This is a genomic window from Ensifer sp. KUDG1 (assembly GCF_050434285.1).
In the GTDB taxonomy this organism is placed as follows: Bacteria; Pseudomonadota; Alphaproteobacteria; order Rhizobiales; family Rhizobiaceae; genus Ensifer.
The window spans coordinates 265,700-279,094 of record NZ_JBNDIG010000011.1 but is presented as its reverse complement, the minus strand read 5'-3'; the positions used below and the strand labels follow the sequence as shown (position 1 = coordinate 279,094).

Annotated in this window: 14 protein-coding genes; 4 read left to right on the top strand and 10 right to left on the bottom strand. The window is 63.9% G+C overall.

The features are described from left to right. Positions 1-49: 49 nt before the first annotated feature. The 8 genes from bcsN to M2267_RS25220 form a co-directional block, all read right to left on the bottom strand. Positions 50-988, bottom strand: a complete 939-nt coding sequence (gene bcsN, locus M2267_RS25255; protein ID WP_429118293.1) for a cellulose biosynthesis protein BcsN — start codon at positions 986-988, stop codon at positions 50-52. Positions 989-1,210: 222 nt separating this feature from the next. Beyond that, positions 1,211-1,906 (bottom strand): class II aldolase/adducin family protein, encoded by a 696-nt coding sequence (locus M2267_RS25250; RefSeq protein WP_429118291.1) that lies wholly within the window; start codon positions 1,904-1,906, stop codon positions 1,211-1,213. After that, complete coding sequence (locus M2267_RS25245) at positions 1,903-3,372, bottom strand: FGGY family carbohydrate kinase (protein ID WP_429118288.1); 1,470 nt, start codon at positions 3,370-3,372, stop codon at positions 1,903-1,905. The genes M2267_RS25250 and M2267_RS25245 overlap by 4 nt, the downstream gene beginning before the upstream one ends. Before the next feature lie 47 nt (positions 3,373-3,419). Continuing rightward, positions 3,420-4,268 carry a sugar phosphate isomerase/epimerase family protein gene (locus tag M2267_RS25240; protein ID WP_043614988.1) on the bottom strand — a complete coding sequence of 283 codons (849 nt, stop codon included), beginning with the start codon at positions 4,266-4,268 and terminating at the stop codon, positions 3,420-3,422. A 2-nt stretch (positions 4,269-4,270) separates the two neighbouring features. Then, positions 4,271-5,269 (bottom strand): ABC transporter permease, encoded by a 999-nt coding sequence (locus tag M2267_RS25235; RefSeq protein ID WP_043614985.1) that lies wholly within the window; start codon positions 5,267-5,269, stop codon positions 4,271-4,273. After that, positions 5,266-6,267, bottom strand: coding sequence for an ABC transporter permease (locus M2267_RS25230; RefSeq protein WP_060529116.1), 1,002 nt, complete (start codon positions 6,265-6,267; stop codon positions 5,266-5,268). The genes M2267_RS25235 and M2267_RS25230 overlap by 4 nt, the downstream gene beginning before the upstream one ends. Continuing rightward, positions 6,260-7,774, bottom strand: a complete 1,515-nt coding sequence (locus tag M2267_RS25225) for a sugar ABC transporter ATP-binding protein (protein ID WP_429118283.1) — start codon at positions 7,772-7,774, stop codon at positions 6,260-6,262. Before M2267_RS25225 ends, M2267_RS25230 begins: the two co-directional genes overlap by 8 nt. Before the next feature lie 146 nt (positions 7,775-7,920). Further along, complete coding sequence (locus tag M2267_RS25220; protein ID WP_429118280.1) at positions 7,921-8,913, bottom strand: autoinducer 2 ABC transporter substrate-binding protein; 993 nt, start codon at positions 8,911-8,913, stop codon at positions 7,921-7,923. 244 nt (positions 8,914-9,157) lie between these two features. Here M2267_RS25220 and M2267_RS25215 point away from each other — a divergent pair, with 244 nt between their 5' ends. The 3 genes from M2267_RS25215 to M2267_RS25205 all read left to right on the top strand — a co-directional run bounded on the left by M2267_RS25215 (position 9,158) and on the right by M2267_RS25205 (position 11,474). Further along, positions 9,158-10,216, top strand: coding sequence for a LacI family DNA-binding transcriptional regulator (locus M2267_RS25215; RefSeq protein ID WP_043614977.1), 1,059 nt, complete (start codon positions 9,158-9,160; stop codon positions 10,214-10,216). 88 nt (positions 10,217-10,304) lie between these two features. After that, entirely contained in the window at positions 10,305-10,754 is a 450-nt protein-coding gene (locus M2267_RS25210; RefSeq protein WP_429118277.1) for an Lrp/AsnC family transcriptional regulator, read from the top strand. A 96-nt stretch (positions 10,755-10,850) separates the two neighbouring features. Then, positions 10,851-11,474 (top strand): LysE family translocator, encoded by a 624-nt coding sequence (locus tag M2267_RS25205; protein WP_402321583.1) that lies wholly within the window; start codon positions 10,851-10,853, stop codon positions 11,472-11,474. 56 nt (positions 11,475-11,530) lie between these two features. Here the strand turns inward: M2267_RS25205 and M2267_RS25200 are convergent, their stop codons facing one another. After that, positions 11,531-11,944, bottom strand: coding sequence for a GFA family protein (locus M2267_RS25200; RefSeq protein ID WP_429118273.1), 414 nt, complete (start codon positions 11,942-11,944; stop codon positions 11,531-11,533). Positions 11,945-12,011: 67 nt separating this feature from the next. Between M2267_RS25200 and M2267_RS25195 the strand changes: the two genes are divergently transcribed. Then, positions 12,012-12,170, top strand: coding sequence for a hypothetical protein (locus M2267_RS25195; protein WP_156134039.1), 159 nt, complete (start codon positions 12,012-12,014; stop codon positions 12,168-12,170). A 28-nt stretch (positions 12,171-12,198) separates the two neighbouring features. Here M2267_RS25195 and M2267_RS25190 read toward each other — a convergent pair whose 3' ends face one another. Next, positions 12,199-13,194 carry a DUF535 family protein gene (locus M2267_RS25190; protein WP_429118270.1) on the bottom strand — a complete coding sequence of 332 codons (996 nt, stop codon included), beginning with the start codon at positions 13,192-13,194 and terminating at the stop codon, positions 12,199-12,201. Positions 13,195-13,395: the final 201 nt, after the last annotated feature.

Genomic DNA, 13,395 nt, shown 5'->3' with positions numbered 1-13,395 from the left:
AGTCTCCCCTACCGACACCAGCCCATAACAAAGGATGGTTAGCGGTCGATTAAGGGCAGGCTCCTCCGGCCTGCTGCCCTGCGCATGCCGGAGCCGGCACGATCACGTTCGGCAGTGGTTGCGCCCTGGTGCCTACCTGCGCCTGCGGCACCGAGACGGTCCCGTCCGGTTGCGGAACCGGGATCGACGTTACCGCGGTGGGCGCGACAACAGGCTGCTCGACGCGGGCCGGGACGCTGGTGACCTCGCGTCGCGCCACCGGCTGCGCCTGGCGCCTGATGACCACTGCCGGCGCGCTGTCGGGCGCTGCCTCTTCCTTGCGATAAATCGGGCTGCCGGTTCGGCCGAGACCCGCCTCCAGCGGCGGCGGGGCGCCATAGGGGTTCCAGGCGGGGTCGCCGAAGGTGCCGGTGATCGTGTAGCCGTAGACCGGGGCCAGAAGCTCGGTCTCGCTGGCGCCTGCCGCGCAATAGCGCAGCCGCACCTGGATCGTGCCGTAACCCTTGAGCGGCGAACGGTGGTTCTCCGCCTGGCGGATCTGCTGCCAGGCAAAGATGCAGGCGTCGTTCCCTCGGCCCTGACCGAAGGCATAGCCGAACGGGCCGTAATTGTTCTGCAGGAAATATGGGTTGAGCGACAACGAAACGCCGGGCAGCGCCCGGCGCGCCTCAGCCATCATCTTGTTGTCGCGCACACCGGCATAGTTCGAGCGCGACTGCTGGTCGAACTTGGCGTTCATCGGGCCGAAGAACTTGGCCCGCAGCAGGTTCTGACCCGGGGTCGCCGCCGAGGTGTAAAGATAGATATCCTGCTCGATCGCGTTGGTGCTGCGCCGTTCGACGACGTTCAGCACTGCAGGTCCGCCGGGCGGCGGCAGGATCAGCGCGTTTTCCGAGGGAACCATGATGCTACCGGTCGGCGTGCCGACGTCCTGGCGCGTGTTGCAGCCCGACAGCACGGTCGCGGCCACCAGCGACACTGCAGCCACACGCCAACCTCGTGCAGGGCGCAGCCGTCTCTCCGACGTGCCGAATCTCCGACTCAGATATCGTTGCATCATGGCTGAGCATTAGTTGATTCACCCCATTTCGCAAACCCGCGAAGTATGGGGGCAGAGATGCCACCGGGCACAAGCGCGCAGTTTCATCCCCTGAAAATCGATTGTTTCAAGTGGCACCGGCGCTCTTCAGCGACACGTCCCCGGACGACCTCAAACCGCCTCGCGCGGGCGGGCGAGATCGTTGACGCCCTCGTCATCCGGGGCCTGCCCGTAGCTCATGCGGCGCATCTGGGCGATGACGCGCTCCATCTCGTCGTCGGGCAGAACCGGCGGCTCGCCGAGCGTCAGCGCCTGCACATACATGCGCGACAGGGTTTCGATCTCGATCGCGAGCCAAAGAGCGCCTTCGAGCGTCTTACCAAGCGAGATCTGGCCGTGCTGGCCAAGCAGGCAGGCGGTGCGGTCCTTCAACGCCACCAGCGCATTGTCGGACAGCGCTTGGGTGCCGAAGGTCGCATATTCCGCGCAGCGGATCGTGGTGCCGCCGGCAATGCCAGTCATGTAGTGGAAGCTTGGAATGGTCTTGTGGTGGCAGGCAAGCGTGGTCGCATAGACCGAATGGCAATGCAGCACGACGTTGATATCGGTGCGCTCCCGCAGAATATCGCGGTGGAAACGCCATTCGGACGACGGGCGAAGACCTGCGTAGGTACCGTCGAAATCCATTTCGACCAGGTCTTCGGGCTGCATCGTCTCATAGGGCAGCGACGACGGCGTGACCAGGAAACCGGTCTCGGTGCGAACGGAAATGTTGCCCGCCGTGCCCTGGTTGATGCCGTTCGAGTTCATGCGGCGGCAGATGTCCACCATCTCGCGGCGGAGCGACAGAGTGTCGGCCTTGGTCATCGATATGTCCTTTCGAAGTCGCGACTGAAACCATTGTTGTGCCCGGCCCGGGCGCGGGCTCGCCATTGCGACGCATAGACGGCGACAGCAGGCGAGAGGTGAGACACGTCGCCGGGATCGGCGAGCGAAAGCGGCGCCGGGCGCTGGCGCCGGCCCTCATTTGCAAGCAGCGCGGCGCCGGAGGCTACGCCATAGGCATCGAGATTGTAGCGCACCCGCCGGTTCGGCATGAGTGCGGCGACGAGACGGGCATAGAGCGGATCGCGAAGGAAGCTTCCGTCGAGTACGACCAGCGGCCCCGGCCCCAGCGCTTCCACACACTCCGCCGTCAGAAGCGCGCAATAGAGTAGCGCCAGCGCCTTGCGTTCGATCGGCGTTTCCGGCGGCGGCCCGCTGATACGACCGCGACCGGCACTTCCGGGAAAGAGGCCATCATCGTCGCCGAAGGACGGCAGCGCCATGGTGCGCTTGGCGATCAGACCGAGAACGACGTCGTCAGGCACCGCAGCGCCCGGCGGTTCGCGGCCCGCCACATGGGAGAACTCTCGGCCGCCCATGGTGAGCACGCCGCCGAGCGGGCGCCCGAAGACGTCGCTGTTCAGCGTCATGCCGCGGTGCTCGTCGAGCCGGTCAAGAGCCGTGCGACCGGAAAAGCCGACGATCCAGGTTCCGGTCGAAACGACGATGAAATCGTTGAGCCCGCCGGCGTGATAACGATAGTGGTTGAGGCTGCTGTCGTGACCGCCCGTAAGCACCGCCAAGCCTTCCGGCAACCCGTGGCGCCGGACAAGCTCGGGACGAGCAGAACCGAGGACCTGCCAGGCATCGGCAAAATCCGGCATCAGGCTCCGCCAGCCGCGTGTCCCGACAATGGGCGCGAAGCGGCGTTCGGCGACATTCCAGAGATGCGATTGCGCGCCGAGCAGGCTCGCCTCGGACGCAGCAACGCCCGACAGCCGCCACGCCCAATATTGCGGCAGGCCGAGATACCAGCGCGCGGTGGCGACGGCATCGGGCGCATGCTCCTGCATCCAGTAGAGTTGGCGCGCCTGATGGGTGGCGCTGTGCATCGTCGCGCTGCCGCGGTCGAAAAACGAGCCGGAGAGCGGCGCGTAGCCGAGCTGGATTTTCTCCGGCACCGGCTGCTCGTAATCAATCATCGGCAGAGCGGCGCCAGCGGCCATATCCGGGTCGTCGCCAACGAGTACGCCGCCGGACCCGTGACCGGCGGCGACGAAGGTTTGCAGCGGATGGCGGCGACCAAGATCTGCGAGACTGGCGAAGATCCATTCGCCGAGGCTTTCGAGATCGTGATGCCGCCAGGGTGGGCCTGGCAGCACCGGGTTGGCGACGCTCAGCGTTTCCAGGACGAAACCGTCTGATGTGACCGCGTTCAGCTTCACATTGGTCTTGCCGACGTCAAGGACGGCAACCGTCCCCGTGTCCGCATCCGCTGAAACTGCCATGCTGCAACCCTCCGTCCTGATCGAGACGGCGCCGAAAGCGCGCCCGCCTAGATCAATCCGTATTGCCTCGCCTTGTTCCTGAGGAACGGCAGACCGTTGCCCATGACCTCCTCCTCGTCCCTGGCGACCGGCCGCCAGACGGCGAGGCCGTAGGCGACTTCCGGCGGCATGTTGATGAAGCTTTCCATCGCGAGACCGCCCTTGAAGCCGATCGCGGCCAGCGTCGCGAAAATCTCGTCCCAGGCGCAGTTGCCGTAGCCGGGCGTGCCGCGATCGCTTTCGGACAGGTGAATGTATTTGATGAAGTCGCGGGCATCGAGAATGCCGGTGCCGATGCCCTTTTCCTCGATGTTCATGTGGTAGGTGTCGAGGTGGACGAAGACGTTGTCGGCGCCGACCCGCTTGATCATATCGACCGCCTGCCAGCCGGTGTTGATCAGGTGGTTCTCGTAGCGGTTGACCGCCTCGACGCCGAGCTCGATGCCACGCGTCTTCGCGTGCTTGGCGGCGGCCTGCAACACACGGGCAATGTTGTCGTATTCGGCTTCGGTCGGCGGCACGCCAGTGCGCTCGCCGATGCCGCCATAGATGACGCCGGACAGTGCCTCACCGCCGAGATCGGCCGTCTTGTCGATCGCCACCTTCAGATGCTCGATCGCGGCATCCGGGCGAACGGACGCCCAGGCGCGCTCCGGCAGGCCGAGCGAGCAGACGGCACGCAGCTTGTGTTTCTCAAGCAGCGCCTTGGTGTGGGCGGTATCGACCGCCGGCGGATTGAGCATCGGGATCTCGATGAAGTCGACGCCGTATTTCACCGCCGCCGCAACGGCGCGCTCGGCACCCGGGCGATCCCAATTCATGGTCCACATGCTCGTATGGACGCCAAAACCCTGCATGGTCATGTTTCCTTTCTGACAAATGAAATCTTGAATTTGGTGGCGATGAAGCGCAGCACCATGACGCCGGCGAGCAGCAATCCCCAGACGGCGGTCGCCAGATGCTGGTTGGCCCCGACGAGGTTGAGGCCGGAGGAGAGAAGCTGCAGCACCACCAGGGCGACGAAGACCGGAATGACCCGCCCGAAGCCGCCGAACGGATTGACGCCGCCGAGGAAGCAGGCGAGCACCGTGATCAACAGGTAGCTTTCGCCGTGGCCGATGCGCACGGAGTTAAAGCGCGCCAGCATGATGATCCCGGCAATTGCACACATGGCGCCGGAGAGCGCATAGACGAGCACGATCACCTTACGAGTGTTGATGCCGGAATATCGCGTCGCCTCGAGATTGGAGCCGATCATGTAGGTGTTGAAACCGAGCTTGGTGCGGGTGAGCAGCACGTGCCAGGCGAGCACGCAGACGATGAAGACGACGAGCGGGATCGGCACGCCGAGAAACGACCCGTGGCCGAGCGGGCCGAGGAAGGACGGGAAGCCCGAGACGTCGCCGCCACGCGTCAGGAACTCGCCGAGGCCACGCAGGAAGATCATCATCGACAGCGAGACGAGGATCGGATGCGCGCGGGTAAAGGCGATCACCAGCCCCATGACCACGCCACTTGCCGCACCAACGAGAATGGCGAGCACCGAACCGAGCAGGAAGGCGCCCGGGCCTGCCTCCACACCGCCGTTTGCCTGCAGCACCCAGGCAAGCGTCAGCCCAGCGATGTTGGCCGTGAAGGTGATCGCAAGATTGAGCCCGCCGGTCAGGATCGGCAGCAGCATGGCGAGCGTCAGCAGGCCAAGCTCCGGAAGCTGGAAGGCGACGGAGCCGAAGGTGGCTGCGCTGAGGAACTGCGGCGAGGCGGTGCCGAAGACCAGCATCACGGCGAGAAAAGCCAGCCCCGGCCCGGCCATCTCCGGGCCGATGAAGGTCTTCACGCGGTCGACAATCGCGCTCATCGTCCGGCTCCTTTCTGGCTGACGAAAGGCAGAAGCCTTTCGATGCGGGTGTTGGAGAGCGTGATCGCCACGAGGATGATGGCACCGATGATCATCTTGAAGGCGAAGGGCGAGACGCCCATCAGGTTGAGGCCGTTCTGGGTGATCGAGATCAGAAGCACGCCGAGCACGCAGCCGAGCACCGAGCCCTTGCCGCCGCCAAGCCGCGCGCCGCCAAGGACGACCGCCGCAAGCACGTCGAGTTCGCGACCATAGAGCGCGTTCGGCACCACCTCCTGCGCATAGTGCGCCTGGATGAGCCCGCCGATCCCGGCCATCAGACCGAGCCAACCGAAGGCGATGAACTGCATGGCGCCGATATTGATGCCGAAGCGGCGCGCACCCTCGGGATTGTCGCCGAAGGCATAGAGCTGGCGGCCGGTGGTGGTGCGGGTGATCAGCACCCAGGTGGCGATGACGCAGAGCACCATCACCAGCACCGGAAGCGTGATTTCGATCCAGGTCCCATCCGGCATTTCGTGTTCGAACAGGATGACGCGGTCCGTCAACCAGTCCGGCAGGTCGTAAATCGACACGCCCTTGGTGAAGAACATCAACAGGCCGAAGTAGATGTTGAAGGTGGAGATCGTCGCGACGATCGAGATCACCCGGAAGCGATGGATCAGGAAGGCGTTGATGGCGCCGAGCAGGATGCCGAGCGAGCCCGCGATCAGGAGCCCCGAGATCCAGCCTCCGCCGCCAATCCATCCAAGAGCAATGGCCGTACCGTATTGCACGACCGAGGCGGCGACGGCGAAGGAGATATCGATGCCACCGGCGATCAGCACGACGAGCAGGCCGACGGCGAAGATGATGTTGACCGAGCTGATGTTCAGCAGGTCAAAAGCGTTGCCGAGCGAGAAGAAGTTGGCGGTCGAGACCGACAGCACGGCGCTGATCGCGATGATGACGGCAAGCAGCGACACTTCCGTCGCGTGGGTGCGGACGAAGCTACGCATAGACCGCTCCTTCGATCTCGGCGAGCGAAGCGCTGCGCGGATCATAGCTGCCGACGATGCGGCCCTGCGCCATGTGCAGCACGCGATCGGCGTTGAAATAGACCTCCGGCACCTCGTCGGAGATGAGGATGATCGCAAGGCCGGTCTCGGCAAGCCGCGCGACGATGTCGAAGATGCCGGCACGCGCGCCAACATCGACGCCGACAGTCGGGGCGTCGAGGATCAGGAGCTTCGGATCGGTTGCCAGCCACTTGGCGATCGCCACGCGCTGCTGGTTGCCGCCGGAAAGCGTCGAGATCGCGTCCTGCTGCAGCCCGATCTTGACGCCGAGATCGGCGATCCAGCGACCGACAAGGCTGCGCTTGCGATCCTCGGAAAGCAGACCGCCCGAAAGGATCTTGTCGAGCGAGCTGATGACGAGGTTGTCGGCAATCGACTGCGGCTGGATGAGGCCGAGCGACAGCCGGTCCTCCGAGAGATAGGCGACGCCCGCCGCGATCGCATCGCGGTTGGAGGAAAAGCGGACCGACTTGCCTTCAAGCGCAATGGTGCCGGATGCCGGCTTCAGCATGCCGAAAAGCGTCAGCGCCAGTTCGGTGCGCCCAGCGCCGAGCAGGCCGGTAATTCCAAGCGTTTCACCACGCCTGACCGTGAGCGAGATATCCTCGAACTGGCCCGGGCGAGAGAGCCCCTTGACCTCGAGCACGACGGGCTGCCCGTCGCGGGATTTCGCTCGCACCTGCTGGTCGAAGGTCTTGCCGGTCATCAGTTCGGTGATGCGCGATTGGGTCATGCCGGTGGCCGGATAGACGCCGACCAGGGCACCATCGCGCAAGACCGTAATGCGGCTTGAAATTTCCAAGACCTCGGCAAGCCGGTGGCTGACGAAGACGACGGCAACACCGGAGGCGGAGAGCCCGCGAACGATATCGAGCAGATGGTCGGTTTCCGACTGCGTCAGCGACGCGGTCGGCTCGTCCATGAAGACGAGCCTCGCCTCGCCGACCAGCGCCCGGGCGATCGCCACGATCTGGCGCTGGGCAATCGCATATTCCTTGAGAGGCAGGTCGACATCGAGCGTCACGCCAAGACGGGCGAGCGCGTCGGTCGCGATCTGGCGCATGCGGCCATAGTCAACGAGCTTCGGCCAGCGGCCGAGCACCGTCTGGAAGGCAATGTTTTCGGCGACGCTCATCTCGGGAAACAGCGCCAGATCCTGCCAGATCACCTGGATGCCGCGGTCCTGCGCGGTCACCGGCGACATGTGGGAATAGGTTTCGCCATCGAACTCGATCGAGGCGCCATCGGCGGGGCGGTAGACGCCGGTGATGATCTTGATCAGTGTGCTCTTGCCGCAGCCGTTTTCGCCGGCAAGGCAATGAACCTCGCCCGGGCGGACGTCGAAGCTCACATTCTTGAGCGCGCGAACCCCACCGAACGTCATGTTGATATCGCTGAGGGACAGAAGCGGCGTCTCGCCTCCTCCCGCGGTCGCAAGCTGGTGCATGGACTGCCCCTAAATCACGTTAAGTCCGAGCAGGATGCGGGCAGAACCGCAAACACCTTTCCTCATCCGGCTCCGGTACGGTTGAGGGACTTGCCAGGCCGGCCGAAGCCGGCCCAGCAGCCGGGAGAACCCTTAAACTCGGGTTTTCAGAGGCCCATGGCCGCGAGATCCGCGACCGTGTCCTTGTTAATCGGTACGAGCTGGTCAACGATGATGTTGCGGTTTTCGAAGTCCGGCTTGACCTTGCCGAGACCTTCGATCTCGTCACCGTCCTTGACCTCTTCGCCCTTCATCAGCTTGTCGGCAAGCGTGACGAAGACTTCGCCGGCCTGCTTCGGATTCCACATGAAGCCGCCGGAGATCGCGTCGGACTTCACCAGCTTCTGGCCCTGGCCGGGAGAGAAGGGACCGAGCACGAAGATCTCGCCGACCTTGCGGCGCTCTTCAACGGCGCGGCCAGCGCCGATCGGGCCCTGGCTGCCGAAGGCAAGGAAGCCTTTCAGGTTCGGATGGGCAGAGATCAGGTCGAGCGCGGTCGACCGGCTCTTGTCGACGTCTTCGGCTACGCCGTAGCGATCGCCGACCAGCGTCATATCCGGATGGTTCTTCTTGATGTAGGCGATCGCCGCATCGGCCCAGGCATTGTGCAGCGGCACGGTCAGCGAGCCGACGAAGACGGCATATTCGCCCTTGCCGCCCATCTTTTCGGCGAGCAGCTTGCCATGCGCCTCACCGAAACCGGTCGAGGATGCGAGCTCGAAGTCCCAGTCGGCCCCCTTCTGGCTCGGCGATTCATGGGTAATGACGATGATGCCTTTTTCCTTGGCCTTGGTCAGCACCGGCTCCAGCACCTTGGCGTCGTTCGGCACCACACCGATAACCTTCACGCCTTGGGCGATAAGATCCTCGATGGCGCGCACCTGCAGCGCCGGGTCGGCGCTGGTCGGGCCGACCATGAAGGCGTCGATACCGAGCTTCTGGCCGCGCTCCTTGATGCCGGCCTCCATGGCGTTGAACCACGGAATGCCGCCGATCTTGACGACGACGCCGACCTTGCCGGCATCCTGCGCAAAGGCGGCCGCCGAACTCGCAAGCGCCAGCGATGTCGCCAGGGCGGCGACGAGAATTTTCCTGATCATGTTCTCTCCTCCACTCGTTCCCATCAAGGGAACGCGCCCGGTCGCCTCGGCGCCGGCCTCCAGTTTCAAATCATCACTGGCGAAGTGTTCCTCGCCTCCCTGAAACGCCGCCTCCTCAGACGACACCATCAAATTTGCACAATCGATATTTCTTGTTTGCACAATCGATGGTGCAAGAACTATTGTGCAGACTTAATCTTTCGTCAAGGGGAAATCGGCACTAAAACCACGAGGGGAGAAAACGATGGCCAGCAGCAGCAAGAAGAAAGCGACGATCTACGACCTGTCGGTGTTGTCGGGGAGCTCGCCTTCAACCGTAAGTGCGGTTCTGAACGGCACTTGGCAGAAGCGCCGGATCAAGGAAAGCACCGCGGAACTGATCCGCAGCTTGGCCGAGACCCACCAGTACACGGCCAACCGCCAGGCGCGCGGGTTGCGCAGCTCGCGCTCCGGCCTGATCGGCCTGCTGCTTCCGATCCATGACAACCGCTACTTTTCGTCGATGGCGCAAACCTTCGAGGCGCATGTCCGAAGCAAGGGCCAATGCCCGATTGTCGTCAGCGCCAGCCGCGATCCGGAGGAAGAGCGCAAGACCGCCGAAACGCTCATCTCCTATTCGATCGACGAGCTGTTCATCTGCGGCGCGACCGACCCCGACGGCGTGCACGAGGTCTGCGAGGCGGCCGGCCTCAAGCACATCAATATCGACCTGCCCGGCACCAAGGTGCCCTCCGTCATCAGCGACAACTACGAGGGCGGGCGCATGCTGACGGAAGCGATCATCCGCCACTTCCAGGCCGCCGGTCCGCTTGCACCGCATGAACTCTACCTCTTTGGCGGCCGCAACGACCACGCCAGCCGCGAGCGTATCCGCGGTTTCCGCGCCGTCAAAAGCGAACTGCTCGGCGCCGATCCGGACGAATGCATCCAGCCGACGGGCTATGCGCCGAACAATGCCCGCCTCGCCTTCGAGGCCTTCTACGAGAAGCACGGCAAGCTGCCGCGCGGCCTCTTCGTCAACTCGTCGATCAACTTCGAAGGCCTGCTGCGCTTCATGGCCGGTCACCCGCACGAGAATTTCGCCGACCTGGTCGTCGGCTGTTACGATTACGACCCCTTCGCGTCCTTCCTGCCCTTCCCGGTCATCATGATCCGCCAGGACGTCGAGGGCATGATCACCAAGGCCTTCGACGTCATCGAGGAAGCCCGGCCGCAGCCGCGCATTCACCTGATCCAGCCCGAGCTGGTGCAGCCGCGCACGGCGCTGACAGGCCCGCTCGACGCGTTGAAAGACATCGAATAGCCCAGAACACCACCGATTCCGCGGCTACCACGATATAAAACAGAAAAATCCTCTGTACATTACATTAGAATCATCGTATTCATTGGCCATGGATGACGTTGACAGAAAAATCGTCGAAATTCTCGCTGACGATGCGCGGCGATCGCTGACCGATATCGGTGCTGCGGTGGAGTTGTCGCCGTCGGCCGTCAACGAACGCATTCGCCGGCTCGTCGCCAATGGCGTGATCCGAAATTTCACCGTCGAGGTCGATCATCGCGCGCTCGGCCTCGACGTACTCGCCTTCGTCTGGGTCGGCCTTGCGCCGGACGCGGACGAGGAAGCGTTCCGCAGCTTCATGGCCGGCCATCCCGCCGTGGCGGAATGCCACCATGTCACCGGCGCCTGGTCCTATTGCGTCAAGGTGCGGATGCCGTCGCTCAGTGACCTCGAGCCGTTCCTTGCCGAAATGAAGCAACGACGGTTCCTGGCGCGAAGCGAAACGGTGATCGCACTGTCGACCGTGCGGGAAAGCCTGACGATCGCGCCGCGCGCCTGACGGACGCGCAAACCGCTGCAACTTTTTTGTTTTGCCGGGCAGGCACCGTCCTTCAAGCGGATCGGTGCGACCATGCCACGGCCGGAGCCCTATGCCATGTCCACATTGTTGTTTGGAAAAAGCCTGCTCGTCGGCCTCGCGGTCGCAGCTCCACTTGGCCCCATTGGGGCGCTCTGCATCAACCGCACGCTGGAGCGCGGTTTCTGGGCGGGCGTGGCCGGCGGCCTCGGAACGGCCGCCGCCGATGCCACCTATGCGGCCCTTGCGGCAATCGGCTTTGCCGCCTTTGCCGCCGTGCTTTCGATCATCGCCATGCCGCTCGGTCTTGCTGGCGGATTGTTCATGATCTGGCTCGGCTGGAGTGGATTGCGGCCGAAGCCGGTGACGGCGGCGGCCGATGTCGGTGGACGCGATCTCATTCGCACGACCATCGCCACCTTTTTCCTGACGATGACGAGCCCGGCGACGATCCTTTCCTTTGCCGCCATCTTCGCCGGCCTCGGCCTTGCCGAAGCGGGCGACGCGCTCAGCGCTGCCGTCGTGGTCCTGGGCGTCTTCCTGGGATCGCTCGGCTGGTGGTTTTTCCTAAGCGGCGGTGTAGCGATCGCCCGGTCGCGACTGCCCGACAGCTTCGTCGTCTGGGTATCGCGCATTTCGGGGTTGGTTCTGATCGCCTTCGGCATCATTGCCATCGGCGCCGCCGCGAAGGGGCTGCTCTAACGCCTGTTGACGCAGCCCTTTACCGGCTGCGTCAATTCACTTTCGACCCCTAAGCGTCAGGTCGCGGGCTTTACCGCCTCCACGTGCCACCACTTGGGTCGGGCAGTGCGATAGCTGTGGCTCTTCGGGATCAGATCGACGGCACTCGTCTTGTCGAACGCGCCGAGCAGAAGGGCAACCACCGGCGCATCGTCGATCGCGCCGAGACTGCTGCCGCAAGTCGGGCAGAAGGCGCGGCTCGAATAGTCAGAGGAACGATAAACCGATGGCGCGCCGCCCGGTCCGGTCCAGGTCACGGCTTCGCTCGGAAATTCGACCCACGCCAGGGTCAAGGCGCCCGAATGGCGCTGGCACATCTTGCACGAACACGTATGCGGCTTGCCGGCTGTCCCTTGCGCCTCGAACCGGATTGCTCCGCAAAGGCATCCGCCCGTGTGCGGCTTGAGCCTCTTGGCAACGGACCGCGTCATACTTACCTCCAGTTGTGGCTTCGAATCGGCGCCAGTATAAACATCCGCGACCAAATTGGAGGCATCCGTGCGTGCAGTTCGGGCGATATCTGCCCTTGTGGTTTTCGGCGGCATCGCAGGCGAGGCAATGGCCGAGGATGGTGTGCGCCCGTCTGCAACCGGGCCAATGCCGAAGGACCGGATCGTCTCCGGCGCCTTCGAGATGGACTTCACGAAGATCCCGTAATCGCGGCAGCTTACATGCCGGCACCGGCTCAGTAAAACCACGCGCCGATATCACGAAACGCGCGTTTGCTCTGATCGCGCCTGTTGCCGTCGCGGGCCACCTGATCGTCGCCGATCGGCAGACTGAAGCCGAAAGGCTCGGCCGGCACACCGCCGCGATCGCACCAATAGGCATCGAGGTCGGCGCGCATCATCCGGCGCCGCTTGAGCCGGCGGCGGTTGATGACGTGCCTGTCGTTCGAAACCGCGAAGACGTGCCCGGCCTGGCCTTCCGTCACCAGGCCGTTGAGGACGAGCAGGGCCGCATCCTTGGGCCGAAGCCCGCCGAGATCGCGTGTTGCCGTGATCAGCGCTCGCTTAGCCTCTTCGCCCTTCGGCCCCTGCATTCCGCCGATGGCGAGACTATAGCTGTCTCCCTCGCACCGCACGAAGACGAAGCCGACGGTGCAGAGCGCGTAGCCGTCGCTCTGCCGGCGCAGCCGGATTGCGAAAGCTCCCTCGTGGCGGGCGCCGCTATGATCGGCCAGTTGCAGCTGGATGCGATAATTTTCGCTGCGACCGGAAACCGTGCCCATCTCCAGGGTACTGCCGCGCCAGAGCGCCATCAGCGATCGACGCGACAGAACCTCGCTTGCGACATCGAAGTGATTGAGCAGCAGGTCGAGCCTCGCAGCCGACGACGCGCCGTGCAGGAAGAATGTCGGGATCGATTTGCGCACAAGGTCGTCATGCGGCAAGCCCAGTCGGTAGCGCTCGGAGAAATCTCCAAGAAAGCCGATCCAGCGCGATGTCAGGAGCGGATGGCGCGCAAACCGCATGGAAAAGACGACTGCGCGCTTCAGGCTCACTCTCAGGCCGAGCTTGAGCACATGGCCGGTGAGCGACGTTTTCTCCCCTGAATTTTCACCGACGACGGGCGCAGAAACCGACCGGCCCGAAGGCGCCAGCGGCTCGCCGATGAATGCCTTGCCGTCGACCGGCAACCGCAGATCCGCGCTGTATTCCTGCCTGAATTCCAGGGACATGGTGCTATCCTTGAGAGCAAACGCTGCTGGCCGAAGGACTCGGCCGAGTTCAGGTTTGCCCGGGCACTGTCAAGGATTTGCGGAGAACCGGTGGGCAATTGCACACCGGTTCCATACACGCGCAAGGATGGTGACGCGTCGAAGTTCCGGCCGGACAAGAAACGAAAAATTGCACAGTACGGCAGCAGCAGCGCCCGTCGC

What these genes read in the sequence shown, in the direction of transcription:
- M2267_RS25210 (WP_429118277.1), top strand. Translation starts at nt 10,305, where the DNA reads ATGGATGACGTTGACAGAAAAATCGTCGAAATTCTCGCTGACGATGCG.
- M2267_RS25245 (WP_429118288.1), bottom strand. Translation starts at nt 3,372, where the DNA reads ATGGCAGTTTCAGCGGATGCGGACACGGGGACGGTTGCCGTCCTTGAC.
- M2267_RS25225 (WP_429118283.1), bottom strand. Translation starts at nt 7,774, where the DNA reads ATGCACCAGCTTGCGACCGCGGGAGGAGGCGAGACGCCGCTTCTGTCC.
- M2267_RS25250 (WP_429118291.1), bottom strand. Translation starts at nt 1,906, where the DNA reads ATGACCAAGGCCGACACTCTGTCGCTCCGCCGCGAGATGGTGGACATC.
- M2267_RS25240 (WP_043614988.1), bottom strand. Translation starts at nt 4,268, where the DNA reads ATGCAGGGTTTTGGCGTCCATACGAGCATGTGGACCATGAATTGGGAT.
- M2267_RS25205 (WP_402321583.1), top strand. Translation starts at nt 10,851, where the DNA reads ATGTCCACATTGTTGTTTGGAAAAAGCCTGCTCGTCGGCCTCGCGGTC.
- M2267_RS25230 (WP_060529116.1), bottom strand. Translation starts at nt 6,267, where the DNA reads ATGCGTAGCTTCGTCCGCACCCACGCGACGGAAGTGTCGCTGCTTGCC.
- M2267_RS25235 (WP_043614985.1), bottom strand. Translation starts at nt 5,269, where the DNA reads ATGAGCGCGATTGTCGACCGCGTGAAGACCTTCATCGGCCCGGAGATG.
- M2267_RS25190 (WP_429118270.1), bottom strand. Translation starts at nt 13,194, where the DNA reads ATGTCCCTGGAATTCAGGCAGGAATACAGCGCGGATCTGCGGTTGCCG.
- M2267_RS25200 (WP_429118273.1), bottom strand. Translation starts at nt 11,944, where the DNA reads ATGACGCGGTCCGTTGCCAAGAGGCTCAAGCCGCACACGGGCGGATGC.
- M2267_RS25215 (WP_043614977.1), top strand. Translation starts at nt 9,158, where the DNA reads ATGGCCAGCAGCAGCAAGAAGAAAGCGACGATCTACGACCTGTCGGTG.
- M2267_RS25220 (WP_429118280.1), bottom strand. Translation starts at nt 8,913, where the DNA reads ATGATCAGGAAAATTCTCGTCGCCGCCCTGGCGACATCGCTGGCGCTT.